Source organism: Pseudomonas sp. UBA3153, from assembly GCF_002364635.1.
In the GTDB taxonomy this organism is placed as follows: domain Bacteria; phylum Pseudomonadota; class Gammaproteobacteria; order Pseudomonadales; family Pseudomonadaceae; genus Pseudomonas_O; species Pseudomonas_O kuykendallii.
The window spans coordinates 74,756-101,388 of sequence record NZ_DEYR01000073.1; the positions used below are offsets into that span (position 1 = coordinate 74,756).

21 protein-coding genes, 1 tRNA gene and 1 pseudogene are annotated in these 26,633 nt (G+C 63.9%); 14 read left to right on the plus strand and 9 right to left on the minus strand.

The features are described 5' to 3' along the window. Nucleotides 1-155: 155 nt before the first annotated feature. On the plus strand, nt 156-1,787 hold the full coding sequence (locus B2X67_RS16650) for an NAD+ synthase (RefSeq protein WP_286786160.1): 1,632 nt from the start codon (nt 156-158) through the stop codon (nt 1,785-1,787). Between the two features lie 124 nt (nt 1,788-1,911). Then, a complete protein-coding gene (locus B2X67_RS16655; protein ID WP_286786161.1) occupies nt 1,912-3,204 on the plus strand; it encodes an MFS family transporter in 1,293 nt (430 codons plus the stop codon). A 144-nt stretch (nt 3,205-3,348) separates the two neighbouring features. Here the strand turns inward: B2X67_RS16655 and B2X67_RS16660 are convergent, their stop codons facing one another. Further along, nucleotides 3,349-4,359 (minus strand): outer membrane protein assembly factor BamD, encoded by a 1,011-nt coding sequence (locus B2X67_RS16660; protein WP_286786162.1) that lies wholly within the window; start codon nt 4,357-4,359, stop codon nt 3,349-3,351. Between the two features lie 144 nt (nt 4,360-4,503). Here B2X67_RS16660 and rluD point away from each other — a divergent pair, with 144 nt between their 5' ends. Then, a complete protein-coding gene (rluD, locus tag B2X67_RS16665) occupies nt 4,504-5,475 on the plus strand; it encodes a 23S rRNA pseudouridine(1911/1915/1917) synthase RluD (RefSeq protein ID WP_286786163.1) in 972 nt (323 codons plus the stop codon). Beyond that, complete coding sequence (pgeF, locus tag B2X67_RS16670) at nt 5,472-6,194, plus strand: peptidoglycan editing factor PgeF (protein WP_286786178.1); 723 nt, start codon at nt 5,472-5,474, stop codon at nt 6,192-6,194. Before rluD ends, pgeF begins: the two co-directional genes overlap by 4 nt. A 69-nt stretch (nt 6,195-6,263) precedes the next feature. Here pgeF and yacG read toward each other — a convergent pair whose 3' ends face one another. The 5 genes from yacG to pilB form a co-directional block, all read right to left on the minus strand. Then, on the minus strand, nt 6,264-6,464 hold the full coding sequence (yacG, locus tag B2X67_RS16675) for a DNA gyrase inhibitor YacG (RefSeq protein WP_273232391.1): 201 nt from the start codon (nt 6,462-6,464) through the stop codon (nt 6,264-6,266). Continuing rightward, nucleotides 6,461-7,069, minus strand: coding sequence for a dephospho-CoA kinase (coaE, locus tag B2X67_RS16680; RefSeq protein ID WP_282343023.1), 609 nt, complete (start codon nt 7,067-7,069; stop codon nt 6,461-6,463). The genes yacG and coaE overlap by 4 nt, the downstream gene beginning before the upstream one ends. A gap of 115 nt (nt 7,070-7,184) precedes the next feature. Then, nucleotides 7,185-8,057: a prepilin peptidase gene (locus tag B2X67_RS16685; RefSeq protein ID WP_286786164.1), complete on the minus strand. Its 873-nt coding sequence runs from the start codon at nt 8,055-8,057 to the stop codon at nt 7,185-7,187. Continuing rightward, complete coding sequence (locus tag B2X67_RS16690) at nt 8,057-9,271, minus strand: type II secretion system F family protein (RefSeq protein WP_286786165.1); 1,215 nt, start codon at nt 9,269-9,271, stop codon at nt 8,057-8,059. The genes B2X67_RS16685 and B2X67_RS16690 overlap by 1 nt, the downstream gene beginning before the upstream one ends. A 2-nt stretch (nt 9,272-9,273) precedes the next feature. Continuing rightward, nucleotides 9,274-10,974: a type IV-A pilus assembly ATPase PilB gene (pilB, locus tag B2X67_RS16695; protein WP_286786166.1), complete on the minus strand. Its 1,701-nt coding sequence runs from the start codon at nt 10,972-10,974 to the stop codon at nt 9,274-9,276. Nucleotides 10,975-11,191: 217 nt separating this feature from the next. Here pilB and B2X67_RS16700 point away from each other — a divergent pair, with 217 nt between their 5' ends. The 3 genes from B2X67_RS16700 to B2X67_RS16710 all read left to right on the plus strand — a co-directional run bounded on the left by B2X67_RS16700 (nt 11,192) and on the right by B2X67_RS16710 (nt 13,601). Beyond that, entirely contained in the window at nt 11,192-11,635 is a 444-nt protein-coding gene (locus B2X67_RS16700; RefSeq protein ID WP_286786167.1) for a pilin, read from the plus strand. Nucleotides 11,636-11,703: 68 nt separating this feature from the next. Next, the gene (locus B2X67_RS16705; protein ID WP_286786168.1) at nt 11,704-13,419 is read left to right on the plus strand and encodes an O-antigen ligase family protein; all 1,716 of its coding nucleotides are present in this window, start codon (nt 11,704-11,706) and stop codon (nt 13,417-13,419) included. 106 nt (nt 13,420-13,525) lie between these two features. Further along, nucleotides 13,526-13,601 (plus strand) — tRNA-Thr (locus B2X67_RS16710). 52 nt (nt 13,602-13,653) lie between these two features. On the opposite strand, the gene nadC is transcribed toward B2X67_RS16710, so the two are convergent. Further along, on the minus strand, nt 13,654-14,502 hold the full coding sequence (gene nadC, locus B2X67_RS16715) for a carboxylating nicotinate-nucleotide diphosphorylase (RefSeq protein ID WP_286786169.1): 849 nt from the start codon (nt 14,500-14,502) through the stop codon (nt 13,654-13,656). A 296-nt stretch (nt 14,503-14,798) separates the two neighbouring features. Here nadC and B2X67_RS16720 point away from each other — a divergent pair, with 296 nt between their 5' ends. The 5 genes and pseudogenes from B2X67_RS16720 to B2X67_RS20900 all read left to right on the plus strand — a co-directional run bounded on the left by B2X67_RS16720 (nt 14,799) and on the right by B2X67_RS20900 (nt 20,906). Then, on the plus strand, nt 14,799-17,102 hold the full coding sequence (locus B2X67_RS16720) for a DUF1631 domain-containing protein (protein WP_282343165.1): 2,304 nt from the start codon (nt 14,799-14,801) through the stop codon (nt 17,100-17,102). A 181-nt stretch (nt 17,103-17,283) separates the two neighbouring features. Further along, the gene (gene ampD / locus B2X67_RS16725) at nt 17,284-17,844 is read left to right on the plus strand and encodes a 1,6-anhydro-N-acetylmuramyl-L-alanine amidase AmpD (RefSeq protein WP_286786170.1); all 561 of its coding nucleotides are present in this window, start codon (nt 17,284-17,286) and stop codon (nt 17,842-17,844) included. Further along, nucleotides 17,841-18,674: a regulatory signaling modulator protein AmpE gene (gene ampE / locus B2X67_RS16730; protein WP_286786171.1), complete on the plus strand. Its 834-nt coding sequence runs from the start codon at nt 17,841-17,843 to the stop codon at nt 18,672-18,674. The genes ampD and ampE overlap by 4 nt, the downstream gene beginning before the upstream one ends. Before the next feature lie 1,170 nt (nt 18,675-19,844). Then, nucleotides 19,845-20,048, plus strand: a pseudogene (locus tag B2X67_RS20895) (HAMP domain-containing protein); the annotation flags it as partial. 153 nt (nt 20,049-20,201) lie between these two features. Beyond that, nucleotides 20,202-20,906 (plus strand): methyl-accepting chemotaxis protein, encoded by a 705-nt coding sequence (locus tag B2X67_RS20900; protein WP_414704011.1) that lies wholly within the window; start codon nt 20,202-20,204, stop codon nt 20,904-20,906. Nucleotides 20,907-20,951: 45 nt separating this feature from the next. Here the strand turns inward: B2X67_RS20900 and B2X67_RS16740 are convergent, their stop codons facing one another. Next, entirely contained in the window at nt 20,952-21,734 is a 783-nt protein-coding gene (locus B2X67_RS16740) for a TatD family hydrolase (RefSeq protein WP_286786173.1), read from the minus strand. Continuing rightward, nucleotides 21,734-22,735, minus strand: a complete 1,002-nt coding sequence (gene cra / locus B2X67_RS16745; RefSeq protein ID WP_286786174.1) for a catabolite repressor/activator — start codon at nt 22,733-22,735, stop codon at nt 21,734-21,736. Before cra ends, B2X67_RS16740 begins: the two co-directional genes overlap by 1 nt. A gap of 141 nt (nt 22,736-22,876) precedes the next feature. Between cra and ptsP the strand changes: the two genes are divergently transcribed. Further along, nucleotides 22,877-25,762: a phosphoenolpyruvate--protein phosphotransferase gene (ptsP, locus tag B2X67_RS16750; protein WP_286786175.1), complete on the plus strand. Its 2,886-nt coding sequence runs from the start codon at nt 22,877-22,879 to the stop codon at nt 25,760-25,762. Then, a partial coding sequence (gene pfkB / locus B2X67_RS16755; RefSeq protein ID WP_286786176.1) for a 1-phosphofructokinase occupies nt 25,762-26,633 on the plus strand: 872 nt, incomplete at its 3' end. The genes ptsP and pfkB, both read left to right, overlap by 1 nt.

The following is a 26,633-nucleotide window of genomic DNA, read 5'->3' on the forward strand; positions in this document are numbered from 1 at the left end:
TAGCCAAGCCCGCGGGGCGAGCACAGCGATGAACGCATCGCCGGCGGAGGTTGTGGCCGAAGCGCTGTTACCGGCTGGCGGGATACGGGAGAATACGCCCAGCGGGTGCCTCTTTTCGCAGCGGCATGCAAGATCAATGGAATCGTGGAGGCGGCATGAGCCAAACCCTGCGGGTCGTGATGGCCCAGATGAATCTGCCGGTGGGCGACATACACGGCAATGTCGAGCGGATCATCGCCGCCGCGCTCGATGCGCGCGACCGGATGAAGGCCGATCTGATCGTCTTCCCCGAGCTGGCCATGTGCGGCTATCCGCCGGAAGACCTGCTGCTGCGCTCGAGCATGCAGGCACGCATCGAGCAGGGCCTGCAGCGCATCAAGGACGAGGTCAGCGGCATCTACCTGGTGGTCGGTTACCCCTGGCAGGTGGGCGAAACCCGCTACAACGCCTGCGGGGTGCTCGCCGATGGCGTGCTGCTGGCGCGTTACTACAAGCAGAAGCTGCCCAACTACCGGGTCTTCGACGAGAAACGCTATTTCGAATCCGGCGCGCGGCCCTGTGTGATCGAAGTGAAGGGCGTGCCAGTGGCGGTGACGATCTGCGAGGACATCTGGTTCCCCGAGCCGATCGCCCAGGCCAGGGCGGCGGGTGCCAAGCTGATGCTCAGCCTCAACGCCTCGCCTTTCCACCTCGACAAACAGGCCGAACGCGAGTGCCTGCTGGCCGGTCGCGCCACCGACTGCTGCATGCCGATCATCTACGTGAACCAGGTCGGCGGGCAGGACGAGCTGGTGTTCGACGGCGGCAGTTGCGTGATTTCCGCCGACGGGCAGGTGACCCAGCGCGCCGAACCCTTCGCCGACGTGCTGCTGCCGGTCGAACTGACGTTCGATGGCGAGCGCCTGCAGCCGCTGCCGGCCGCCTGCGCGGCGTTGCCCGGCATCGAGGCCAGCGTTTACCAGGCGCTGGTCGTCGGGGTGCGCGACTATGTGCGCAAGAACGGCTTCAAGGGCGTGGTGCTCGGCCTCTCCGGCGGCATCGATTCGGCGCTGACGCTGGCGGTGGCGGTGGATGCGCTCGGCGCGGCGCAGGTCGAGGCGGTGATGATGCCGTATCACTACACCGCGCAGATGAGCCTGGAAGATGCCGAGGAAGAGGCCGACGCGCTTGGCGTGAAGTACAGCGTGCTGCCCATCGCGCCGATGGTGGAATCGTTCCTCGCCACCCTGGCGCCGGTATTCGAAGGCCTCGGCCGCGACACCACGGAAGAAAACCTGCAGGCGCGCTGCCGTGGCACCTTGCTGATGGCGATCTCCAACAAGAAGGGCTATCTGGTGCTGACCACCGGCAACAAGAGTGAGATGGCAGTCGGTTACGCGACGCTCTATGGCGACATGGCCGGCGGCTTCGATGTGCTCAAGGATGTGCCGAAGACCCTGGTGTTCCGCCTCTGCGAGTACCGCAACACGCTCGGCCCGGTGATCCCGCAGCGGGTCATCGACCGTCCGCCGTCCGCCGAACTGGCGCCGGACCAGAAGGACGAGGATTCGCTGCCGCCGTATCCGGTGCTCGACGAGATCCTGCGTCTGTACGTCGAGCATGACCTGTCGGCCAACGCGATCATCGCCGAGGGTTTCGACGAGCAGACGGTGCGCCGGGTGCTGCGCCTGGTCGATCTCAACGAGTACAAGCGGCGCCAGGCGGCCGTTGGCGTGCGCGTGACCCAGCGCGGCTTCGGCCGCGACCGCCGTTACCCGATCACCTCGGGCTGGCAGATCGGCGACTGAGCCCTCGGAACGGTCCATGGCGGCGGAAGATATCCGCCGCTGCGGACCGTACGTCCACTTCTGCGTTGAACGACATATCCCGTTACAGGTCAGGGTAAGAACACTCTCGCAAAGAGACTTCCCGATGACCGACACCCCGCATTACTCATCAGAGGAGCGCCGCAAGCGCATTTTCGCCATCGTCGGCGCCTCGTCCGGCAACCTGGTCGAATGGTTCGACTTCTATGTCTACGCCTTCTGCGCGATCTACTTCGCCCAGGCCTTCTTTCCCAAGGACGACCCCACGGTTCAGTTGCTGAACACCGCCGGGGTGTTCGCCGCGGGCTTCCTGATGCGTCCCATCGGCGGCTGGCTGTTCGGCCGCATCGCCGACAAACGCGGGCGCAAGACCTCGATGATGATCTCGGTGCTGATGATGTGCGGCGGCTCGCTGGTGGTCGCCTGCCTGCCGACCTACGAGACCATTGGCGCGCTCGCGCCCTTCCTGCTGCTGCTGGCGCGCCTGTTCCAGGGGCTGTCGGTAGGCGGCGAGTACGGTACCACCGCGACCTACATGAGCGAGGTGGCGCTGCGCGGGCAACGTGGTTTCTTTTCCTCGTTCCAGTACGTCACCCTGATCGGCGGCCAGTTGCTCGCCGTGCTGGTGGTGGTGATTCTCCAGCAGGTGCTGAGCGAGGATGAACTGCGGGCCTGGGGCTGGCGGATCCCCTTCGTGGTTGGCGCGCTGGCGGCACTGATCTCGCTGTACCTGCGCCGCTCGCTGAATGAAACGGCGAAGACCGAAGACCTGGGGCGCAAGGAGGCCGGCACCCTCGGCGAATTGTTCCGGCACCACAAGGCAGCGTTCTTCACCGTGCTTGGCTACACCGCCGGGGGCTCGCTGATCTTCTACACGTTCACCACATACATGCAGAAGTACCTGGTCAATACCAGCGGCATGAGCGCGAAGACCGCCAGCGCCGTGATGACCTTCGCATTGTTCGTCTACATGCTGATGCAACCGCTGTTCGGCATGCTGTCGGACAGGATCGGCCGGCGCGCCTCGATGCTCTGGTTCGGCGCCCTCGGAGCGCTCTGCACCTATCCGATCCTGACCGCGCTTAAGGAAGTCAGCAGCCCGTTCGCGGCGTTCGGCCTGATCATCCTGGCGATGGCCATCGTCAGCCTGTACACCTCGATCGCCGGTCTGGTGAAGGCCGAGATGTTCCCCGCGGAAATCCGCGCGCTCGGCGTCGGCCTGTCCTACGCGGTGGCCAACGCCCTGTTCGGTGGTTCGGCGGAATACGTCGCCCTCGGCCTGAAGAGCATCGGCATGGAGGAGACGTTCTACTGGTACGTGTCGGGCATGCTGGTACTGACCTTCTTCGTCAGCCTGCGCCTGCCGAAGCAGGCGAGCTACCTGCATCACGATCACTGAGGCCGAGGGGCACGGGCGATCTCGCCGGCGGGAAAACCCAGGGCACCGCTGCTCCGCGAGAGTCTGCGTCCGGCAGTCCGGGCGCTAATGACAGGAAAAGAAAAAGGGCCCTCGCGGGCCCTTTTTTTTCTCAGCGCAGTCGACTCAGTCGAACAGGCCGAAGGTCAGGCGGCTGAACCAGGAGCGCTTCTTCGGCGCCTCGGCTTCAGGGGCTTTTGCATCGGCACCGTCCTGGTTGATCAGTTCCTGCGGAATCGATTCCTGGGCGTCCTCGTACTGCTTGATCACGTCCTGGCTGGCGCGGGTCTCGCCCGGCGGCAGCGGCGTGTCGCTTTCGATGAAGCCGAGGGTGGCCTTGGCCAGCCAGGAGCGGTTGTCGGCCTCCTCTTCGCGCGGCACGAACTTGCCATCGACCAGGCTGGCGTTGTCCGGATAGTTCAGCTTCAGGGTTTCCAGGCTGGTGGCAGCCAGGTCGTCCAGGCCGAGGCGCTGGTAGGACTCGACCATGATCGCCAGGCCATCGCCTACCGAAGGGGTTTCCTGGAAGTTCTCCACCACGTAACGGCCGCGGTTGGCGGCGGCCACGTAGGCCTCGCGGGTCAGGTAATAGTGGGCGACGTGCACTTCGTAGGCGGCCAGCAGGTTGCGCAGGTAAATCATGCGCTGCTTGGCGTCGGGCGCGTAGCGGCTGTTCGGGTAGCGGCTGGTCAGTTGGGCGAACTCGTTGTACGAATCGCGCGCGGCGCCGGGGTCACGCTTGGTCATGTCCAGCGGCAGGAAGCGCGCCAGCAGGCCGCGATCCTGGTCGAACGAGGCCAAGCCCTTGAGGTAATAGGCGTAGTCGACGTTCGGGTGCTGCGGGTGCAGACGAATGAAGCGTTCCGCCGAGGACTTGGCGGCTTCCGGCTCGACGTTCTTGTAGTTGGCGTAGATCAGCTCCAACTGCGCCTGCTCGGCATAGCGGCCGAACGGGTAGCGTGACTCCAGGGCCTTGAGTTTGGCGATTGCACTGTTGTAGCTGTTATCGCTGAGGGCTTCCTGGGCCTGCTGGTACAGCTCGGCCTCGCTCAGATTCTCGTCGACCACTTCCTTGTTCGAGGAACAGGCTGCGGTGAGGGCGAGGGTGGCGATCAGCAGCAGGTGTTTCACTTGCATATCGGCTTGCGTCCCTGTGACGGCTGGCTGTCTCGTGCGCGGCCGTCCTGTTATAGTGGACGCCCCGGTTGTGCCGGGGCAAAGACGCCGTATTTAACCACAAGCGCGCAGCCGAACCAAAGGCTACGCCCTGCCTTTCCGAGCATGTCTCCTATCAGCAAGCAAGCCATCCAACTGCACGCTTCGGTCCCCACCGAACTCGGCGGGCAACGTCTCGATCAGGTCGCGGCCCAGGTCTTTCCCGAACATTCGCGTTCGCGCCTTTCCGCCTGGATCAAGGACGGCTCGCTCACCGTAGACGGCGGTGTGCTACGTCCGCGGGACATCGTTTACGGCGGCGCCGTGCTCGAACTCAACGCCGAGCAGGAAGCTCAGGGCGACTGGGTGGCGCAGGACATCGCGCTGAACATCGTCTACGAGGATGAGCATCTGCTGGTGCTGGACAAGCCCTCCGGCCTGGTCGTTCACCCGGCGGCCGGGCACGCCGATGGCACGCTGCTCAATGCGCTGCTGCACCATGCGCCGGACCTGGTGAACGTACCGCGTGCCGGCATCGTCCATCGCCTGGACAAGGACACCACCGGCCTGATGGTGGTCGCCAAGACGCTCGAGGCGCAGACCAAACTGGTCGCGCAGCTGCAGGCGCGCAGCGTCAGCCGCATCTACGAGGCCATCGTCATCGGCGTGATCACTTCCGGCGGGAAGATCGATGCTCCGATCGGACGCAGCTCCGCGCAGCGTCAGCGCATGGCGGTGATCGACGGTGGCAAGCCGGCGGTCAGTCACTACCGCGTGCTGGAGCGCTTCCGCTCGCACACGCATGCCCGCATCAAGCTGGAAACCGGGCGCACTCACCAGATCCGCGTGCACATGACCCACGTCGGTTTCCCGCTGGTGGGCGATCCGGTGTACGCCGGCCGCTTCCGCATTCCGCCGGCCGCCAGCGCCACCCTGGTGGAAACTCTCAAGCAGTTTCCCCGTCAGGCCCTGCACGCGCGCTTTCTCGAGCTGGATCATCCGGTCACTGGCAAGCGCATGAAGTGGGAGTCGCCAATGCCCGACGATCTGGTCTGGCTGCTGACCCTGCTGCGCCAGGACAACGAGGCGTTCGTCTGAACGACTGGCTGCTCCCCGATTGGCCGGCACCCGCCGGCGTTCGTGCCTGCGTCACCACCCGCTCCGGCGGCTTCAGTCTTCCCCCGTATGACGGCTTCAACCTCGGCGATCACGTCGGCGACGATCCGTCCGCGGTCGCCGCGAACCGCGATGTTTTGAGCCAAACGCTGGGCTGCGCGCCGGCCTGGTTGTCCCAGGTGCATTCGGTGCGTGCGGTCGAGGCCGACCTGCAGACCGTCCACCGTGCCGACGCCTGCTGGACCGCCCGCCGCGGCTTGGCCTGCGCCGTGCTTACCGCCGACTGCCTGCCGGTGCTCTTCTGCGACCGCGCTGGCAGTCGCGTGGCAGCGGCTCACGCCGGCTGGCGAGGCCTGGCTGGCGGCGTGCTGGAGGCGACGCTGGATGCGCTCGAGGTGGAGGGGGAGGCCTTGCTGGTCTGGCTCGGTCCTGCGATCGGCGCGCAGGTATTCGAAGTGGGGGCCGAAGTTCGCGACGCGTTCATCGGGACTCACGGCGAGGCCGAGCGGGCCTTCGTGCCGAGCGCCAACGCCGGGCGCTACATCGCCGACATCTACCAGTTGGCGCGTATCCGCCTGGCTGCCCGTGGCGTGACCGCGGTGTATGGCGGCGGCTTCTGTACCTTCAGCGATCCGCGCTTCTACTCCTACCGCCGCGCCAACCCTACCGGTCGCTTCGCCAGCCTGGTCTGGCTGGACTAGGGGAGACCCGCTGCCCGAGAGGTTTCCGCTTGCGATCGACGGCTGCCTTTCGGCGGTATCCCGCGGGACTCAATGCGCTCTCGGCGGCAATTCCCCGGAAAACAGCTCGTCATCCACCTGGTCTCCGGGGATCGCATGCTCCTCGGATGCCCATGCGCCCAAGTCGATGAGCTTGCAGCGCTCCGAGCAGAACGGGCGCGACGGGCTCTTCGCACTCCACTCGACGGGCGCTCCGCAGGTGGGGCATTCGACGGTCATCGGGTTGCTCATGGCTGGCCTCCGCGCAATGTCAGGTAAAAATGGTGCAGACGCTCGACTTCCGAGCGCAGCCAGGGCAGATCTCTGTCGTTGATCAGTACGTCGTCCGCGTGGCGCAGTCGCTCTTCGCGATGAGCCTGGGCCTGAAGAATGGCGCGGACCTGCTCTTCGGACGCCTTGTCCCGGCTCATGGTGCGCTGCAGTTGCAGCTGTTCGGGCGCATCCACGACCAGCACCCGTTGGGTAAGACGGTGTTGGCCGGACTCGATCAGCAGGGGCGAAACCAGGATCGCGTAGGGCGACTTGGCCTGCGCGAGATAGCTGACGATCTCCTCGCCGATCAGCGGATGCAACAGGCTCTCCAGCCAGCGTCGCTGCTCGGCGTCCTGGAAAACCCTTGAGCGCAGCGCGCCGCGGTCCAGTGTTCCGTCGGCCTGCAGAACGGTCGGGCCAAAATGCTCGGCGATTCGTGCCAGCGCGGGGCGCCCAGGCTCCACGACCCAGCGTGCGACGTGGTCGGCGTCGATCAGGTGGACGCCCAGGTCGACGAAATGCTCGGCCACCGCACTCTTGCCGCTACCGATTCCGCCGGTAAGTCCGAGGATCCAGGGTTTCATCGGGCTGCCGTGGCGTGGTCGAAGGCACGTAGGGCAAGGGCGGGCGCCTTTGCGTGGCGTACTTCGTCATCGTAGGTGGACATGGCCTTGAAGAGAACCAGGGAGAGCGGGGAAGTCATCGGAACCCGGCGAATTGCAGATAGGAGGCCGTTATTTGATCACCCCAGAGCAGGGCAATCCAACCGGCAATCGCGAGATACGGACCAAAGGGAATCGGTGTACTGGCCTCGGACTTGCGCAGGCGCAGCGTGATGATGCCAAGAATGGCGCCCACCAGCGACGACAGGAGAATGGTCAGCGGCAGTATCTGCCAGCCACCCCAGGCGCCCAGCATCGCCAGCAGTTTGAAGTCTCCGTAGCCCATCCCTTCCTTGCCGGTGACGAGCTTGAACAGCCAATACACCGACCACAGGCTCAGGTACCCGGCAATTGCGCCCCAGAGCGCATCCGTTGCGTTCGCGAAGAGTCCGTAGTTGTTCGCGATGAGGCCCAGCCACAGCAAGGGCAGAACGATCACGTCCGGAAGGAGCTGGTGATCGGCATCGATCAGGCTCATCGCCAGCAGGCCCCAGGTCAGCAGCAACATCCCGCCGGTTTGCCAGGACAGTCCGAAGTGCCACGCCACGTAGCCCGACAGTAGACCGCAAGCCAACTCCACCAGGGGGTAGCGCTTGCTGATCGGCGATTTGCAGCTAGAACACTTTCCGCCCAGCGCCAGATAACTGAGCAGCGGAATGTTTTCCCAGGCCTTTATTTCATGCGCGCAGTGAGGGCAGTGGGAGTTCGGCAGCACGAGGTTGAAGGGTTTTTGTGGCGTTTCGGTGGGCAATTCCAGGATTTCCCGGGCCTGTGCCTTCCACTCCCGCTCCAGCATCACGGGCAGGCGATAAACCACTACGTTGAGAAAGCTGCCCACCAGCAGCCCCAACACCCCGGCACACAAAACAAAGGCCAGCGCATGGCTGGCCAGGAAGTCGAGCAACGGCATCAGACGACGGAGCCCAGTTGGAAGATCGGCAAATACATCGCAATGATCAAGCCACCTACCAGCACGCCCAGCACGGCCATGATCATGGGTTCCATGAGCGCTGTCAGGCCGTCGACCTTGTTGTCGACCTCCTCTTCGTAGAAGGTCGCAACCTTGTCCAGCATCGAATCAAGCGCGCCGGACTCTTCGCCAATGGCGGTCATCTGAACAGCCATCGCCGGAAACACACCTGTGGTACGCATGGCGAAGTTGAGCTGCATGCCGGTAGAGACGTCGGCTTTTACCTTGTTCACCGCATTTTTGAACACCACGTTGCCGGTTGCGCCGGAAACGGAGTCCAGAGCATCGACCAGCGGAACGCCGGCAGCGAAGGTCGTGGCTAGGGTGCGCGCATAGCGAGCTATGGCTGACTTGTAAAGAATGTCTCCTACTATGGGTAGCTTTAGTACTCCGCGGTCAACGTTATCGCGAAATTTCTGCGAGCGTTTATGTGCTTCCTTAAGGGCGAAGCCAGCGCCGAGAAGGGCAATAAGAACCAGGAACCACCATTCTTGAAGGGCGCGCGATAGTCCGATCACCATCTGGGTGAATGCGGGTAGTTCTGCGCCGAAGTTCTCAAACACGGACTCGAATTGAGGGACCACCTTTATCAGAAGGATGGCAGTTACTATGACGGCAACCACTACCACCGCGATGGGGTAGTTCATTGCTTTTTTGATCTTTTTCTTCAAAAGCTCGGTTTTTTCTTTATAGGTCGCGACTCGGTCAAGCAGGGTTTCCAACGCGCCAGACTGCTCGCCCGAATCCACCAAGTTGCAGTAAAGGTCGTCAAAGTATTGAGGTTTTTTCCGTAGGGAGTTTGCGAAGCTGTTGCCCGCTGCTACTTCCTGCTTTATCTCGTCGATCAGCTTCCGCATGTTCGGGTTGTCGTTGCCATCGCCGATGATGTCGAAAGAGGAGAGTAGTGGAACCCCCGCTTTCATCATCGTTGCCATCTGGCGCGTGAACAGTGCGATATCCATCGGTTTGATTTTTTTGCCAGAGCCGAAGGAAAACCCTTTTTTTCTTACCTTGGTAGGATTGATGCCCTGTTTGCGAAGTTGCGCTTTCACCAGCGCCGGATTTACTCCGCTCAGCTCGCCTTTGACCTTGGTACCCTTCCTGTCCATGCCTTCCCAGCTGAACAGGCTGGTCTTGATTGCTTTCTGCGCCATGATTAATCCTTGGTCACGCGGTTGACTTCCTCAAGGCTGGTCACGCCTTGCATGGCCTTGTGCAGGCCCGAGGTGCGCAGGTCGTTGAAGCCGTCTTCACGCATCTGCGCGGCAATATCGATGGAGTTGCCTTCCTCCATGATAATTCGCTGCAAGGATGGCGTGTTTTTAACCACTTCATAAATACCGACACGGCCCTTGTAGCCGTGCTTGCAATTGTCGCAACCCACTGGCGCATAGATCTTGAAGGTGCCGATCTTGTCTTCCGGAAAGCCTTCCGCAATCAGCGTGTCTCGCGGTACTTCCACTTCCTTCTTGCAGACGGGGCAGAGCTTGCGGGCCAAGCGTTGAGCGATGATCAGGTTGACCGAGGTGGCGATGTTGAAGGCGGCCACGCCCATGTTGCGCAGTCGAGTGAGGGTTTCCGCGGCGCTGTTGGTGTGTAGCGTGGACATCACCATGTGTCCGGTCTGCGCGGCCTTGATGGCGATCTCGGCCGTTTCCAGATCGCGGATCTCGCCGACCATGATTACGTCAGGGTCCTGGCGAAGGAATGCACGCAGTGCCTGAGCGAAGTCCATCCCTTGGCGGGGATTGACGTTGACCTGGTTGATGCCTTCGAGGTTGATTTCCACCGGGTCTTCCGCGGTGGAGATATTGATGTCAACGGTATTGAGAATGTTGATCCCGGTATACAGGGAAACCGTCTTGCCTGACCCCGTTGGGCCCGTTACCAGAATCATGCCCTGTGGTTGACTCAGAGCTTTCAGATACAGCTCTTTCTGTTCTTCCTCGTATCCAAGCGCGTCGATACCCATCTGTGCACTGGTCGGATCGAGTATCCGCATCACGATCTTTTCGCCCCACAGCGTGGGCAGCGTGTTCACCCGGAAATCGATGGCCTTGGTCTTGGAGATACGCATCTTGATCCGGCCGTCCTGGGGCTTGCGGCGCTCGGAAATGTCCAGGCCTGCCATGACCTTGAGGCGTGCCGAAATCCGGCTGGCCAACTGAATCGGCGGGCGCGCGGCCTCATGCAGGATGCCGTCGGTGCGTAGCCGTACCCGATAGGTCTTCTCGTAGGGTTCGAAGTGCAGGTCGGATGAACCGCCCTTGATCGCGTCCAGCAGCATCTTGTTGACGAAACGAACAACCGGAGCGTCATCAGCATCATTACCGTCGCTGATGGGTTTGTCGTCGCTGGCGCTCTCTATATCCAGCGCTTCCATGTCCATGTCGGCGAGGCCGTCGAGTCCACTGCTGGCAGACTCAAAAGACTTTTCGATCGCGTCGCCCAGCTTGTCGTCTTCTACCAGGATGGCTTCCGTGGTCAGTCCGGTACTGAACTGGATATCCGTGATTGCCTGGTGGTTGGACGGATCTGAAACCGCCACGAAGAGTTTGTTGCCCCGTCTCCACAAGGGAAGCGCGCGGTGCTGGCGAACGAGCTTTTCACTCACCAGTTCTTTGGGTTGGCCTTCCCTGTCTATTGAGGCTATATCGAAGAGGGATATGCCGAATTGCTCGGCTGCGAGTTCGGCGACGTCGCGGCTTTTGGCCAGTTTGTTCTGCACGACATACGTCACCAGAGACAGCTTGTTGCGTAGCGCCTGTTGCTGGGCTTGCTGTGCAGTTTTTTCGGTGAGTATTTCAGCCAGCACCATCTGCTTGGCCAGGCCGGAGAGGTTGACGGTATCGTTCATGAGCGCCTCGCGATAATGCTGCCCTTATAGCGCAAGAGGGGGGGGCTGCCAAATTGGAGAGCAGGTGATGACAAAAAATGTCAGGTTCGGACATTGTGGGTGGGTATTCAAGGCCGGAAGGCGCCCAAACCAGCTGAAAGTAAGCCTGTGCGTTTTGGCATGGAAGCTGCTGTAGCTTGATCAGGCTTCAAGGCCTGACAACTAAGGACATTTATCTATGAACGCTCAAAAAGGCTTCACCCTTATCGAGCTGATGATCGTCGTTGCGATCATCGGCATTCTGGCAGCCGTTGCTCTGCCGGCGTATCAGGATTACACCGTACGTGCCCGCGTTACCGAGGGCTTGAGCCTGGCGTCTGCCGCGAAGACTACTGTTGCTGAAAACGCGGCGAATGGTAGTTCGAGCTTCGCCTCTGGGTGGTCCGAGCCTGCGGCTACTCCCAATGTGACTTCTGTGATCGTGACCTCGGAAACGGGTGTGATCACCATTACTTACACCTCCAAGGCGGGCGCTGGCACCTTGGCGCTCACCCCTAGATACGGTGCTGGAGGTACTGCACTGGCGGTGGGAACTATTCCTACCGATGCAATCAAGTGGACCTGTGCTGGTGGTGCTTCGAACCCGCTTAACGAGAAGTATCGTCCGGCTGAATGTCGCTAAGCGTTGTCACACCAAAAAAAGGCTGAGCTTGCTCGGCCTTTTTTATGTCTGAAGGATGAGAGGGTCTGGTGAGTAGATTTTTTGTAGTCCCACTGTTGTTTTCTTTCCTGGCTTTGCCTTTCCTTTTTTTCTTTCATGTATTTCCATTCGCTGATTTGCCAAGCTATTTCTTTTCTTCGTCGATGGTTGCTCTGGGCTTTGTGTTTCTGGTTGCCGTCAATGGCAGGCTTAAATATCCAAATTTTTTATCGATACTGGCTGTCTTTCTTTTCCTGCTTGTTTTTCTTTCGATTCTCGGAGGTGGTGGCGCCGCTGACTCTCGGGCCTTATCTCTCTATGCGTTAGTGGTACTACTCTCCGGGTTTTTAGCCTGTCGCCTCAGTCGCAGTGTTGAAAATTACTATGTTTTGCTGGCTGGAGTAGTTCTGGCAGGCGCGGTGCTTCAGGCGCTGGCGGCAATAATTCTGCACTATGGGTTGATGCATGACACGTTGGGGCGGTGGATGCTGCCTGCATCGTTTCGTATGACGGGTCTGGTTGCACAGTCTAATCTGCTGGCGTTGTGCGTATTCTTCGGTTTTGTGTCGGCGATCTATCTGTACCTTTCTCGTCTGATTTCTTTGGGTTTTCTTTGTGTATTGTCAGTTCTTTTCGGTTTCGTAATAGCCGGGAGTGGGTCGAGGGCAGCACTGCTCTATACGTTTTTCAGTTTCCTGGTCCTTTGCAAGTTTGTAGGTTTAGGCGTGGGCTCGCGTCAGTTGAAAGGGTTGGCTTTCGCTTTTTTCCTATTGCTGTTAGGTGTGCCGCTGTATTTTCAGGTCGACTCCTATCTTCAGTCTTTTCTTTACGACCTTGGCTACGTTGGCCGCCAGTCGACTGTGCAAGTAGCGCGTGATTACACGGCGGTAAGCTTCAGGTTATCGGAGTGGCGGAAAGCGCTGACGATGATGATCGATAACCCACTCTTGGGCGTGGGCTTCGGAAACTACGGGCAGCGCGGTTTCTGGATGGGTGTCCATTATCCCTGGGCTGTGGCGGAGGGCTCTTTTGCCACTCATTGTCATAACTTGTTTTTGCAGCTTGGTGCCGAGCTGGGCGTGGTTGCGTTTCTAGCTGCGATTGCCTTCGCAGGATTCGCCATTTATCGCGTTGCGCGTCTTCAAACTAGCCCCGAGAAATGGCTGGTGCTGTCCATTGGTGGGGCGTTTGCTGTCAATGCAATGCTCGAATTTGCCTTATGGGACATCCACTTCGCGGTTTTTCTGGTTTTCGTGTTGCTGCCGATTTTTTGTCAGGATCGCGTCTTGGCTATTGGTCCGGTGGTCCGCGGGGTGGCTGCTGCTGGGGTTCTCGGGCTATGGGCCATGGTCTCCTTGAGTACGGCAGACATTTATAAAAAGTCTCTTGTTTACAACTCTGGACCAATCGATCAACTCGGCGCCTTTGATCTTCGGGTTGCAGCCGAGGACTCGCTCTGGGGGAGGGAAATTGGGCTTTTGCAGATCACCAATATTCCGATAATGGCTTCTGAGTTGGCGTATCAGGACCCATTCACCAAACAAATGATGGACTGGCGGCCCGTCAACTTGACTGTTTTGCGGCGGATGCAGGTGGTCGCAATAACAGGCGGATGGGAAGAGTTGGCGGTGTTGGCGGACGCTGTTGCCAAAAACTACCTGGGAGATGCGGCGGCAATCCGCCGGGAGGTACTCCGGCAGCCTGGAATCGATCGCGCGCTCGTAGCGAAGGTTCTGGATAAGTACATCCCTGAGCAACCGAAGTGATTGTCAGCTGGCTATGCAGAGAAGGGCGTCACGCTACCCGGCTTCGCTTACGGCAGGCCTGCCGAGATTGAATATAAATTCCGACAGTGCTAATTTCGCGCCCGCTGCCGGTGTAGCTCAGTAGGTAGAGCAGCGCACTCGTAACGCGAAGGTCGCAGGTTCGATTCCTGTCTCCGGCACCAGTCACTCTGCAAAGCCCCGCATAGCGGGGCTTTGTCGTTTCTGTGGTTTGGATTACAGGCTCAGGCGCATCGACAGGTCGACGGCTTTGATGTCCTTGGTCAGCGTGCCGAGGGAGATGTAGTCGACTCCGGTTTCGGCGATTGCGCGCAAGGTGGTGTCGTTGATGCCGCCCGAGGCTTCGAGCTTGGCTTTGCCATCGGTGAGGCGTACCGCGGTGCGCATGTCGTCCAGGCTGAGTTCGTCGAGCATGACGATGTCGGCACCGGCATCGAGCGCTTCCTTCAGTTCTTCCAGGTTTTCCACTTCTATTTCCACCGGTTTGCCCGGGGCGATCTTGTGCGCGGCGGAAATGGCGGCGGCGATTCCTCCGCAGGCGGCGATGTGGTTTTCCTTGATCAAGAACGCATCGTAAAGGCCGATACGGTGGTTATGGCAGCCGCCGCAGGTGACGGCGTACTTCTGCGCCAGGCGTAGGCCCGGAAGCGTCTTGCGGGTATCCAGCAACTTGACCTGGGTGCCGGCGACCATGTCGGCATAGGCGCGGCAGCGGGTGGCTACGGCGGAGAGGGCCTGGAGGAAGTTCAACGCGCTGCGTTCGCCGCTGAGCAGCGCGCGGGCGGGACCTTCGAGATGGAAGAGCGCCTGGTTGGGTTGGACGCGTTCCCCGTCGCTGACCTGCCAATGTACGGCGACGCGCGGATCGACCAGGCGAAAGACCGCGTCGACCCAGGCGCTGCCGGCGATGACGGCGTCTTCGCGGGTGATGATGGTCGCATGTGCCATACGTTCGGCAGGGATCAACTGTGCAGTGATGTCGCCATTGCCGATGTCTTCACTCAGTGCGCGTCGCGCGTTGGCTTCGATTTCGGCGGTGAGATCGGCGAGGACGAGGTTCGGCATGGGTGGCTCCGGTGCGGGAATGGCCGGATTATAGGGGGCGCGGAGCGATGCGGACTATGTGCATGACCTTACGGCATTTTTTTGTATTTCAATGGTCGTATAAAGATTGCCGTCCAGCTGTAAACAGCTTACATCTGTGACAGAGGTCCGTATCTGAGAAGACGGTGCTTGGTTGCGTCACCTGGTGTCGATAAGCTGTTGTTACATTGACGCCATGAGATTGACGTTACGGATGACGCCAGTTCCACGCCGGGCAAATGCGCACCCACAGGTGCCTTGTCCGCAGGAGAGACGTAATGAAGAACGACGCGAAGGTAGTACAACTCGGCAAGACCCTACCTGAGGCCTCGCAGTCCGCAGGGCGGTTGCCGTTCGCGCTCGCCAAGGTCCGCGACAAGTCTGCGCAGCAGCTGAAGGTCGCGCTGCAGGCGTTGTTCGATAACGCCGACGACACGCTGTTCGAGATGGCCGACCGGGCTACCAGCAATGCCGAGCAGAATTCCTTCTTCGAGGCCATGCGGGACCTTCGTCTGAAGCGAAAGAGCATCGAGCGGGGCTTTCTGGAGAAGCTCTTCGCGGCCTTTGCCAATCTCAATCAGTATGAAATCGGCAAGGCGCCGCAACTCGATTCGGTGTCTTTCGACAGCCTCACGCTCGTGCAGAACGATGAACTGGAAGAGTCCGTGGCGATCGACACGATGGTGGCCAAGGTCATCAGCCGCGCCAGTCGGCCGCTCGGGCACCTGACGACGCGTTTGAATACTCAGGTCAGCAAGAAGCTCGAGGACAAGACCAATCCGTTGGGGCCCGCGGCGCTGTGCGAGTTCTTCCTCGACGCCTGCCGCAGCCTCGGCGTGGAAATCCGCGTCAAGCTGATCGTCCTCAAGCTGTTCGAGAAGTACGTGCTGAGCAGTCTCGATGAGCTCTATGTCGAGGCCAACGATTCGCTGGTGGCCGCTGGCGTGTTGCCGGATCTGAAGAACGCCTCGCAGCAACGCCGCCAGCAAACCCGTGGTTCGTCCAGTCGTGGCTATCTGGCCGACGGCGATGCGCGCCCGTTCACCAGCGGCGAAGGGTTCTCCGGCGATGTTCAGGAGGCGTTCGGCGTGCTCCAGGAACTGCTTTCGCAGACTCGCGGCAGCATCAGCTACCACCGCGAAGTGCCCGCGGACGCGATGCCGATTTCCAGTCACGACCTGACACGCCTGCTTTCGCACCTGCAGCACCAACAGCCGGCGCAGCAGGCGACCGATGAGTTCGACCTGCGCCAACAGCTCGAGCAATTGCTCAGCCGGGCCAGTGCCAAGAGTGGCCGGGCGCGGGTGGTTGGCGAGGTGGACGAGGACGTCATCAACCTGGTTTCGATGCTCTTCGAATTCATCCTCGACGACCGCACCCTTCCCGATTCGCTGAAGGCGCTGATCGCGCGCCTGCAGATCCCGATGCTCAAGGTCGCCGTGCTGGACAAGACCTTCTTCAGCCGCGGCAGCCACCCGGCGCGTCGGCTGCTCAACGAGATCGCATCCGCGTCGCTCGGCTGGGGCGACCAAGATGACGCCCAGCGCGACAGCCTGTACCAGAAGATCGAGAGCATCGTGCAGCGCCTGCTGAACGACTTCACCGATGATCCGGTGATCTTTTCCGAGCTGCTTTCCGAGTTCATCGCCTTTACCGGTGACGAGCGCCGCCGCAGCGACCTGCTTGAGCAGCGCACTCGCGATGCCGAGGAAGGACGTGTGCGTGCCGAGCTGGCGCGTCATCAGGTCGAGCGCGCGCTGAACGACCGGCTGCTTGGCAGGACCCTGCCGGAGGTCGTGGTGCGCTTGCTGCAGGAGGCATGGAGCAAGGTCATGCTGCTCACCTACCTGAAGAGCGGCGGCGAGTCCGAAGAGTGGAAGGCCGTTCTGTCGACCATGGACGACCTGATCTGGAGCGTCGAATCCCACGAGGAGCCCGAAGACCGCCTGCGCCTGCTCGAGCTGGTCCCGGGGCTGCTCAAGTCGCTGCGCGACGGGCTGACCAGCGCCGCATTCGACCCGTTCTCCACCGGCGAGTTTTTCAGCCAGCTGGAAGCCCTGCACGTCCAGGCGTTCCAGCGCTTCAAGCGGCCGGAGCCGGAAGGTGAAGGCGAGCGGGAAAGCGCGCTGGCAGAGGGCGAGCACAACATTCTCGACCTCGATGCGGCGGCCCAGGACGACGCGGAGGAGGACCTGATCCTCGCCGAACTGCCGCAGATGGTCGAAGTGGTCGAAGAGATCGTGCTGCTGGCGCCGGGCGAAACCCGGGCGCCGGAGCCGGAGATGATCCTGCCCGACCACGACGAAGCCTTTCAGCAGGTGGACAACCTGCGGGTGGGTAGCTGGGTGGAAATCCAGGAAGACTCCGACCATAAGCTGCGCTGCAAGCTGGCCGCGATCATCAAGCCGACCGGCAAGTACATCTTCGTCAACCGTACCGGCATGAAGGTGCTGGAGAAGACGCGGATGGGCCTGGCCGTCGAGTTCCGTCGTGGCGCGGTACGTCTGCTGGACGACGCCCTGCTGTTCGACCGGGCGCTGGAGTCGGTGATCGGCAACCTGCGGCGGCTCAAGGGCGCTTAGTTTCCTCGCGCTTGAATCAAGGCCCGGATGAGGGGCACCCAGGGAGAGGCTCTCCGAACGGTGCGATTCTTCCGGGCTTTTGCATTTCTGGCCGTTGGCCATGCGCGAGGCGCTTCCAAGCGCCAGGCTTTGCGTGGGTCTGGAGCCTGCTCTAGAGTGGCGACTCGTCGAGGAGACCCCCATGCACCTGGATCCGCACAGCGGCTGGTTCGAAGGCGTCCGGCATTGCCCTTCGCCCAACTTCAACGCTCGCCCGTCCGGCGAAATATCCCTGCTGGTCATTCACAACATCAGCTTGCCGCCGGGCCAGTTCGGAACCGGCAAGGTGCAGCAGTTCTTCGCCAATCAGTTGGTCGCGGACGAGCATCCCTACTTCGCCGATATCTGCTCCCTGACGGTTTCCGCGCACTTCCTCATCGAGCGCGATGGCGCGGTGTTCCAGTTCGTATCCTGCCGCGACCGGGCCTGGCATGCCGGAGTGTCGCGCTTCGAGGGGCGCGAGAACTGCAATGATTTCTCCCTCGGCATCGAACTCGAAGGCACCGACGACCTGGCCTACAGCGACGCCCAGTACGCCGCGCTGGCGACGCTGACCGGTGAGCTGCGACGGGCCTATCCGGCCATCCGCCCCGAGTGCATCGTCGGCCACAGCGACATCGCGCCCGGCCGCAAGACCGACCCCGGCGGCGCCTTCGACTGGCCGCGGCTGCGCGCGGCACTGACAGAGGAGTCAACGCAATGAGCTTTCTGGTACTGCTGCTCGCGCTGCTGGTGGAAAAGCTGTCCGGCTTGCGCCACCGCATCCAACGCGATGGCCTCTGGTTCAGGCTGCTGGCGCGGATCGACTCCGGCACCGACGCGGGCGCGCCGTGGCTGCGGCTGATCCTGCTGGTCCTGCCGCCGTTGCTGGTCCTGGCGCTGGTGCTGCTGATCCTGCAACCGCTCGCCTATGGATGGCTGGCTCTGCCGGTGCATCTGCTGGTGCTGATCTACAGCCTGGGGCGCGGCGACGTGCAGAAGTCCTGCGGCCCGTTCCGTGATGCCTGGCGCCGTGGCGACGCCGTAGCGGCGGAGCTGGTGGCCGAGCGCGACATGGGCATCGAGGCCTGCGAGCCGGGTTCGCTGCTGCGGCGCGTGCAGCGCTACCTGTTGTGGCAGGGCTATCAGGGTTTCTTCGCGGTGATCTTCTGGTACGCGCTGCTGGGACCGTTGGCGGCGCTCGGTTACCGGCTGGTGGCGCTGCTCGCCGAGCAGGCGCAAGGCCCGGCGCTGCGTGAGCGTGCCTTGCAGCTGCGCCACGGCCTCGATTTCGTCCCCGCACGGGTGCTGGTGGCCAGTTTCGCGCTGGTCGGAAATTTCATCGCCGTCAGCCGTGAACTGCTGCACGAGCTGCTCAACTGGAACCTTCCTGCCGAGCAGTTGCTGGAGCGAGCGGGGCGGGCGGCGGGCGATCTCGGCGAGCCGCTGGTCGGCGACCCAGGCGTCGCCAGCCTCGATCTTCTCTGGCAACTGCTGGTGCGTTCGGCCGTGCTTTGGTATGCCGCCCTGGCGATCCGCGCGCTGCTCCTGTGAGCCCGGTTACGAGATGCAACCTGCGTCTGGTGAATGATGGCAAAACGCTTAACCTTAAGTTACAAATCGCAACGCCGATATCAGGTATACAGGCTCCGCGGCTGCCGGCTGCGCCCCTGAAAGTGCCTGGGTAGCTGCTGCGCCCATTCAGCGAAAACTGCTGTTTCTCCGCCGACCATAAAAATAATCGGGAGAATTCGATTGAAGACCATTCTGTACCCGGCGATCGCCCTGATGAGCCGGCTGAGTTTCGCGATGAAGTTCAGCCTGATCAGCGTGATGTTCTTCCTGCCGATGCTCGTCACCAACTTCTATCTGGTGCGCGACTCCTATGATCAGTTCATCGGTACCCGCATCGAGCTGGACAGCCTCGACCTGCTGGGCAGGACCCTCAACATCCAGCGCGACACCGAGTCGCTGAGCAACCTCGTCGAAATCAATTCGCTGATCGGCCAGTCCGGCAACGCGGGCGATGTCGAGCGGCGCATCAGCCAGTTGCAGGACACCTTGGTGGAAACCATCGGCGCGCTGCAGTCGGCGGGTGGAACCACCCAGCAGGTCGAGGACTTCAACGCCAAACGCGATGAGCTGCTGGCCGGCTTGAAGTCCGCCCAGGCGGAAACCTCGTTGCAGAACAAGTCGGCGCTGGTCGACCAGCAGCTCGGGCGCGTGCAGGCCTTCATCGCCTTCGTCGCCTCCGATGCGGGGCTGAGCCAGGACCCGGACCGCTCGGTGCGCCAACTCACCGAACTGGTCACCACCTCCACGCTGAAAGTCACCGATACCCTGGGCGCGGCCCGCGCCACCGGCAGCTACTCCCTCGGGCTGGGCTTCCTCAACTCGGCTGCCAGCAACCGCATGGACGACCTGATCGCGGTCCTGGAAAAGCTCGACGGCGAATACGCCGTGGCGCTGGAAAACGCGCTGTCCACCAGTACCGGGGCGCGCGCGGCCCTTCAGGGGTTGGCGCAGGCGAGTCGTGGCAGCCTGAAGGAGTCCAGCACGCTGATCGAAGACAAGATCACCGTGGCCGATACCCTCGATACGCCGTGGCCGGAATATTACGAAGACCTCAGCGCGCAGATGGCCAAGTCGTACCAGTTGAGCAATGCAGCGCTGGGCTTTCTCGAGAGCGAGCTGCAGCAGCGCCTGGCCGAGCATCGCCGGCAGATGGTGCTGCTGGTGGTGGCGCTGATCGCGGTGTTCCTGCTGATCGGCTACCTCTACGGCGGCTTCTACGTGTCCACGCGCAGCACGCTCAAAAGCCTAGGCCGGGTGATGGACAAGGTGGCCTCCGGTGACATGACCGCCAGTTTCAAGGCGCAGACCTCCGACGAGCTGGGCGAGCTGGGCCAGGTGTTCAACGGCACCGTGGTGAAGATTCACGACCTGATCCAGCGGGTCGGGCTGACCGTCGTGGAAGTCGAGCGCCAGGCCGATCGCGTGGAAGTGGTGTCCGGCGAAAGCAACCAGGCGGTGGCGGGGCAGCGCAGCCAGATCGAGCAGGTCGCCACGGCGATGAACCAGATGTCGGCCACCGCCCAGGAGGTCGCGCGCAGCGCCGCCGCGGCGGTGGACAGCGCCCACAGCGTCAACGAGGAAACCGTCAGCGGGCGCGAACTGGTCGAATCCCAGGTCGGCAGCATCCAGCGCCTCGCCGGCGAGATCGATCAGTCGGTACTGGTGATCAACCAGTTGGCCAGCGACAGCCAGTCGATCAGCCGCGTGCTGGATGTGATCAAGGGCATCGCCGAGCAGACCAACCTGCTGGCGCTGAATGCCGCCATCGAGGCGGCGCGGGCGGGCGAGCAGGGGCGCGGCTTCGCGGTGGTCGCCGACGAGGTACGCAACCTCGCAAAGCGCACCCAGCAGTCCACCGAGGAGATCGAGCAGATGATCGCCCGGCTGCAGGGCGGAGTTGGCGCGGCGGTGAAGGCGATGAGTGCCAGCCACCGCATGGCCGACGGCACCGTGGATGAGTCCGGCCGCGTGCAGCGCGCGCTGGAGAACATCCTCGGCGCGGTGGGCATGATCGTCGATCAGAACCAGCAGATCGCCGCGGCGGCGGAGCAGCAGACCGCCGTGGCCCACGATATCGATCAGAACATCGTGCAGATCAACCAGGCCGGCGAGCGCACCGCCGAAGGCGCGAGCAAGACCGAGCTCGCCAGCCGCGAGTTGTCCGAGCTGGTCGGCGACCTCAAGCAGCTGATAGGCGCCTTCAGGGTCTAGCGGGCGAGGGCGGCAGGGCCGACGCAGGCAGCGCCGGCCCTGTCGTCAGGGTTTCCAGCCGAACAGTTCGCAGCTGTTGCGATAGCTCGCCGCGGCCAGTTCCTCGGGGCTGACACCTCTGATTTCCGCCAGCGCCACGCAGATGTCCGGGAGGAATTCCGGGCTGTTGCGCTCGCCGGCGTGGGCGTGCGGGGTGATGTCCGGGGCGTCGGTTTCCAGCACGATGCTGTCCAGCGGCAACTGGCGCAGCACCTTGTGCATGCGCAGCGCCTGCGGCCAGGTGCCGGCGCCGCCCAGGCCGAGCCTGAATCCCAGCCTGATGTACTCGCGGGCTTCCTCGTAACTGCCGCTGAAGGCGTGGGCGATGCCGCCGCGTGCCGGCCGGAGGCGCTTGAGCGTGGCCACCACCGCGGCGTGGGCGCGGCGCACGTGCAGCAGCACCGGCCGCTCGAACTCGTAGGCCAGCTCCAGCTGCGCCTCGAAGAGTTCCTGCTGGCGCGGTTTGTCCGGGTTTTCTATGTAGTAATCCAGCCCCACTTCGCCGATCGCGCAGAGCCGGTCGTCGCCGGCCAGGCGCTGCAGCCAGTCGCGCAGTTCGCCGAGGTGCTCCGGGCGGTGCCTGTGCAGGAAGGCGGGGTGCAGCCCCAGGGTCGCGTACAGGCCCGGCTCGCGGCCTACCAGATCCCAGAGGCGCTGCCAGTGCGCCTGGTAGACGCCGATGATCACCTGGCGCTCGACGCCGCGGGCACGGGCGCGTTCGAGCACGGCGGCACGATCGTCGTCGAACGGCGGGAAGTCCAGGTGATTGTGAGTGTCGATGAGTCGCATCAGCGGTCGCCTTCGCCGAGGCTGCGCTGCTTCAACACCCTCGGGATCGCTTCCAGGCCCGGTTGGTAGGCGCCGTGCTCGATGGCCTGGAGCGCCCAGTGCAGAATCCGCTCGGCGAGCCGCTCGTGCTGCTGCGAGATCGCATTGACCCGCAGCGGCAGGAAGTCCAGCAAGCGGGTGTCGCCGAAGGTCGCCAGGCGCGGCGGCGGTACGTCCGGCGAGTCGTGCTGCAGCGCCTCCAGCACGCCTTCCAGCAGCACGTAGGCGGTGGTGATCAGCGCGTCCGGCATCGGCCCGTCGCGCAGCAGCGCCTGCATCTGCTCACACCCGCACGCGCGGCTGAACTCCGCGCCGTGCAACACGCTCAGCTTGCCGGCGAAACCGTCCAGGCCCTCGCGAAATCCCGCCTCGCGCGCCTGGCTGATGGGCAGCTCGGGGCGCGCGCCGATCAGCACCACGTGTGTGGGCAATGACTCCAGCAGGCTGCGGGTGAGCAATACGCCGGCCTGCCGGTCGTCGCTGACCACCGAGCGAATGTGCCGTAGGTCGAGCGCGCGGTCGAGGGCGATTACCGGCAGGCCGGCGTCGACCAGTTGCGCGTAGGTCGGGTCGTCCTGCGGCAGGCAACTGGCGACCACCAGCGCGTCGCAACGCCGCGAACGGAACAGTTCGACCAGCTGGCGCTCGCTGTCCGGCTCGTCGTCCGAGCTGGCGATCAGCAACTGGTAGCCAACCGCCCGCGCGCACTGTTCGAGGAACTTGGCGGTGCGCGCGTAGCTGGGATTTTCCAGGTCCGGAATGATCAATCCCAGGCAGCGGCTCTGGCCGCGGCGCAGGCCGGCGGCCTGCTGGTCGGGACGATAACCGTAGCGCTCGACCACCTCGCGCACCCGCGCCACGGTGGCGGCGCTGATTCTGCGCTGTACCGCCTGGCCGTTGATCACGTAGCTGGCGGTGGTCACGGACACCTCGGCCAGGCGGGCGACATCGCTGAGTTTCACGGTGGGCGGGGTCCTTGTGGTCAATACTGCTGGGTGGGCCGGGCTTCAAAGCTACACCCATTCTGGGGTAACGTGCCAACCCTTGATGAAACGATTCAGCAGGCGGCCTGTCTGACATTGGCCGTCGTAGAGGACCCGTACATGCTCGAATTGAATGCCGCGCACATCCAGATGCAGCAACGCGCACCGGACAAGCAGGCCGCGCTGCGCAACCTGGCCGACACGCTGGTCGCGGATGGCCTGGTGATGCCCGGCTATCTGGCGGGCATGCAGGCGCGCGAAGCGCAGGGCTCGACGTATCTCGGGCAGGGCATCGCGATTCCCCACGGTACGCCGGACACCCGCGATCAGGTGATCAGCACCGGGGTGCGCCTGATGCAGTTTCCCTCGGGCGTCGACTGGGGCAATGGCCAGCGCGTCTACCTAGCCATCGCCATTGCCGCGCGCTCCGACGAACACCTGCAACTGCTGCAGATGCTCACCCGCGCCCTCGGCGAGGGCGATCTCAGCGAGGCGCTGCGCGATGCGCCGGATGCCGAGGCGCTGGTCGCCCTGCTGCGCGGCGCGCCGCAGGAGCTGGCGCTGGACAGCCAACTGGTCGGCCTGGGACTCGCCGCCGAGGATGCCGACGACCTGGCCTGGCAAGGTATTCGCCTGCTGAAGAAGGCCGGCTGCGGCGGTCCCGGATTCGCCGCCGGACTGCTGCGCGAGCCACCGCTGCCGCTCGGCGACGGCCTCTGGCTGCTGCACGGCGAGGAGGGCGTCGGCCGCCCCGGACTGGCTTTCGTCACCCCGCAAACGCCGCTGCAGCATGACGCCCAGCCGCTCGCTGGGCTGTTTTGCCTGGCCAGCCGTGGCGAGGCGCAGCGGCAGACCCTCGAGCGCCTGTGCGACTTGCTGATCGAGGGGCGCGGGCATGAATTCAGTCAGGCCACCTCCAGCCGCAGCGTGCTCGAAGCCCTTGGCGGCGAGCTGCCGGTGGACTGGCCGTCGCGGCGTATCGTCCTGGCCAACGCCCACGGCCTGCATGCGCGTCCGGCCAAGGTGCTCAGCGAACTGGCGCAGTCCTTCGATGGCGACGTGCGTGTGCGCCTGCCCGGCGATCCCGGCCGCGGCGTGTCCGCAAAAAGCCTGAGCCGCCTGCTGGCCCTCGGCGCGCGCCGTGGACAGGAACTGGAGTTCATCGCCGATCCGTCCATCGCCGCCGATGCGCTGCCCGCCGTAGAGGCCGCGGTGCGTGCCGGGCTGGGCGAAGAGGTCGAGCCGCTGCCGAAAACGCCTTCCACCCCGCCGCCCAGCATCGAGGCGCGGGTGTCGTTGGCGGCCGACGTATCGCCGCCGCTGGCGCCGGCGGCCGGTGCGCGCATCCAGGCGGTCGCCGCCGCACCCGGGATCGCTATCGGCCCGGCGCTGGTGCGCGTGCCGCTGAAGATGGATTTCCCGCAGCATGGCCAGGGTCTGGCGGTCGAGCGCCAGCGTCTGGCGCAGGCGCTGGACGAGGTGGTGGCGCAGATCCAGGCGCTGGTGGAGCGCAGCAGCGGGGCCAGCATTCGCGAAATCTTCGTCACTCACCAGGCGATGCTGCGTGACCCCGCCCTGCACGAGGACGTTGGCGTGCGTCTCGACGAGGGCCTCAGCGCCGAGGCGGCCTGGATCGGCGAGATCGAAGCCACCGCGCAGCGCCAGGAAGCCCTGCACGACGCCCTGCTGGCGGAGCGCGCGGCGGACCTGCGCGACATCGGCCGGCGCGTGCTCGGCCACCTGCTGGGCGTCGAGGCGCCGGTCGAACCTGAACAACCCTACATCCTGGTGATGGACGAAGTGGCGCCTTCGGACGTCGCCAGCCTGGATCGCGACCGTGTTGCCGGCATCCTTACCGCGCGCGGCGGCGCCACCGCGCATTCGGCGATCATCGCCCGCGCGCTGGGCATTCCCGCGGTAGTCGGCGCCGGCGAGGCGGTGCTCGCGCTGGCGCCGAACACGCCGCTGCTGCTGGACGGCGAGCGCGGAACCCTGCGCGTGGCGCCGGATGCGCAGGCCGTCGAGATCGCCCGGCGTCAGCGCGAAGCCAGCCTCCAGCGTCAGGCCCGCGCCGACGCCGAGCGCCTGCAACCGGCGGTGACCTTGGACGGCCACGCCGTGGAGGTCGCCGCCAACCTCGGCGACACCGCCGATACCGCCGCCGCAGTGGAGCAGGGCGCCGAAGGCGTCGGCCTGCTGCGCACCGAGCTGGTGTTCATGCAGCACGCCTCGGCGCCGGACCAGGCCAGCCAGGAGATCGAATACCGCCGTGCGCTGGATGCCCTCGACGGTCGCCCGCTGGTGGTGCGCACCCTCGACGTCGGCGGCGACAAGCCGCTGCCGTACTGGCCGCTGCCGGCGGAGGAAAACCCGTTCCTCGGCCTGCGCGGCATCCGCCTCAGCCTGCAACGCCCCGAGGTGCTGGAAACACAGCTGCGCGCGCTGTTCGCCTCCGCCGAGGGGCGCCCGCTGCGGGTGATGTTCCCGATGGTCGGTTTCGTCGAGGAGTGGCGCGCGGCCCGTGACATGGCGCTGCGCCTGCGCGAGGAAATCCCGGTCGCCGACCTGCAGCTGGGGATCATGGTCGAGGTGCCGTCGGCGGCGCTGCTGGCCCCGGTGCTGGCGCGCGAAGTCGACTTCTTCAGCATCGGCACCAACGACCTGACCCAGTACGCGCTGGCCATCGACCGCGGCCATCCGACGCTGTCGGCGCAGGCCGACGGGCTCCATCCGGCCGTGTTGCGGCTGATCCAGATGACCGTCGAGGCGGCGCATGCCCACGGCAAGTGGGTCGGCGTGTGTGGCGAGCTGGCCGGCGATACCCACGCGGTGCCGGTGCTGGTCGGCCTGGGCGTCGACGAGCTGAGTGTCTCGGCGCGCTCCATCGCGCTGGTCAAGGCGCGGGTGCGCGAGCTGGACTTCGCCCGCAGCCAGCTCTTCGCCCAGCAGGCGCTGAACCTGGAAAGCGCCGCCGCCGTGCGCGCGCTGGTGGAGGAGCACTTCTGATGGCACGCGTACTGACGATCACCCTCAATCCGGCGCTGGATCTCAGCGTGCGCCTGGATCGCCTGCAGCCCGGCGCGGTGAACCGCAGCCTGGGCTTCGCCAGCCACGCCGCCGGCAAGGGCCTCAACGTCGCCCAGGTGCTCGCCGACCTGGGGCACAAGGTCAGCGTCGCCGGTTTTCTCGGCACGGCCAACGCGGCGGCCTTCGAGACGCTGTTCTCGCGGCGCGGCTTCGTGGACGCCTTCGTTCGCGTGCCGGGCGAAACGCGCAGCAACATCAAGCTGGCCGAGGCCGATGGGCGCGTCACCGACCTCAACGGGCCCGGTCCGCAGGTCGACGAAGCGCACCAGGCCGAATTGCTCGAGGAGCTCGAACTGATCGCTGCCGGCCACGACGCCGTGGTGGTGGCCGGCAGCCTGCCGCAGGGCGTCACGCCGGAGTGGTTCGCGGCGTTGCTGCGCACGCTCGGCGCCCGTGGCGTGCCGCTGCTGCTGGACAGCAGCGGCCCCGCGCTGCGCGCCGGGCTGGCCGCCGCGCCCTGGATGATCAAGCCTAACGAGACCGAACTGGCCGAGGCCTGCGGCGGTTCGGCGGATTCGCTGGACGACCTGCAGCGCGCCGCCCTGCGCCTGCGCGGGCAGGGCATCGAGCATGTGCTGCTGTCGCGCGGTGCCGAGGGGGTCTGCTGGATCGGCCCGGAGATCGCCCTGCAGGCGCGCCCGCCGAAGGTCGAGGTGGTCAGCACCGTCGGCGCCGGCGATTCGCTGCTCGCCGGCACCCTGCATGGCCATCTCAGCGGCTGGCCGGCCGAACGCAGCCTGCGCCTGGCCACGGCGATCGCCGCGCAGGCGGTGACGCAGCTGGGCTTCGG

What these genes read in the sequence shown, in the direction of transcription:
- B2X67_RS16650 (WP_286786160.1), top strand. Translation starts at nt 156, where the DNA reads ATGAGCCAAACCCTGCGGGTCGTGATGGCCCAGATGAATCTGCCGGTG.
- B2X67_RS16655 (WP_286786161.1), top strand. Translation starts at nt 1,912, where the DNA reads ATGACCGACACCCCGCATTACTCATCAGAGGAGCGCCGCAAGCGCATT.
- B2X67_RS16660 (WP_286786162.1), bottom strand. Translation starts at nt 4,359, where the DNA reads ATGCAAGTGAAACACCTGCTGCTGATCGCCACCCTCGCCCTCACCGCA.
- rluD (WP_286786163.1), top strand. Translation starts at nt 4,504, where the DNA reads ATGTCTCCTATCAGCAAGCAAGCCATCCAACTGCACGCTTCGGTCCCC.
- yacG (WP_273232391.1), bottom strand. Translation starts at nt 6,464, where the DNA reads ATGAGCAACCCGATGACCGTCGAATGCCCCACCTGCGGAGCGCCCGTC.
- coaE (WP_282343023.1), bottom strand. Translation starts at nt 7,069, where the DNA reads ATGAAACCCTGGATCCTCGGACTTACCGGCGGAATCGGTAGCGGCAAG.
- B2X67_RS16685 (WP_286786164.1), bottom strand. Translation starts at nt 8,057, where the DNA reads ATGCCGTTGCTCGACTTCCTGGCCAGCCATGCGCTGGCCTTTGTTTTG.
- B2X67_RS16690 (WP_286786165.1), bottom strand. Translation starts at nt 9,271, where the DNA reads ATGGCGCAGAAAGCAATCAAGACCAGCCTGTTCAGCTGGGAAGGCATG.
- pilB (WP_286786166.1), bottom strand. Translation starts at nt 10,974, where the DNA reads ATGAACGATACCGTCAACCTCTCCGGCCTGGCCAAGCAGATGGTGCTG.
- B2X67_RS16700 (WP_286786167.1), top strand. Translation starts at nt 11,192, where the DNA reads ATGAACGCTCAAAAAGGCTTCACCCTTATCGAGCTGATGATCGTCGTT.
- nadC (WP_286786169.1), bottom strand. Translation starts at nt 14,502, where the DNA reads ATGCCGAACCTCGTCCTCGCCGATCTCACCGCCGAAATCGAAGCCAAC.
- B2X67_RS16720 (WP_282343165.1), top strand. Translation starts at nt 14,799, where the DNA reads ATGAAGAACGACGCGAAGGTAGTACAACTCGGCAAGACCCTACCTGAG.
- ampD (WP_286786170.1), top strand. Translation starts at nt 17,284, where the DNA reads ATGCACCTGGATCCGCACAGCGGCTGGTTCGAAGGCGTCCGGCATTGC.
- ampE (WP_286786171.1), top strand. Translation starts at nt 17,841, where the DNA reads ATGAGCTTTCTGGTACTGCTGCTCGCGCTGCTGGTGGAAAAGCTGTCC.
- B2X67_RS20900 (WP_414704011.1), top strand. Translation starts at nt 20,202, where the DNA reads ATGTCGGCCACCGCCCAGGAGGTCGCGCGCAGCGCCGCCGCGGCGGTG.
- B2X67_RS16740 (WP_286786173.1), bottom strand. Translation starts at nt 21,734, where the DNA reads ATGCGACTCATCGACACTCACAATCACCTGGACTTCCCGCCGTTCGAC.
- ptsP (WP_286786175.1), top strand. Translation starts at nt 22,877, where the DNA reads ATGCTCGAATTGAATGCCGCGCACATCCAGATGCAGCAACGCGCACCG.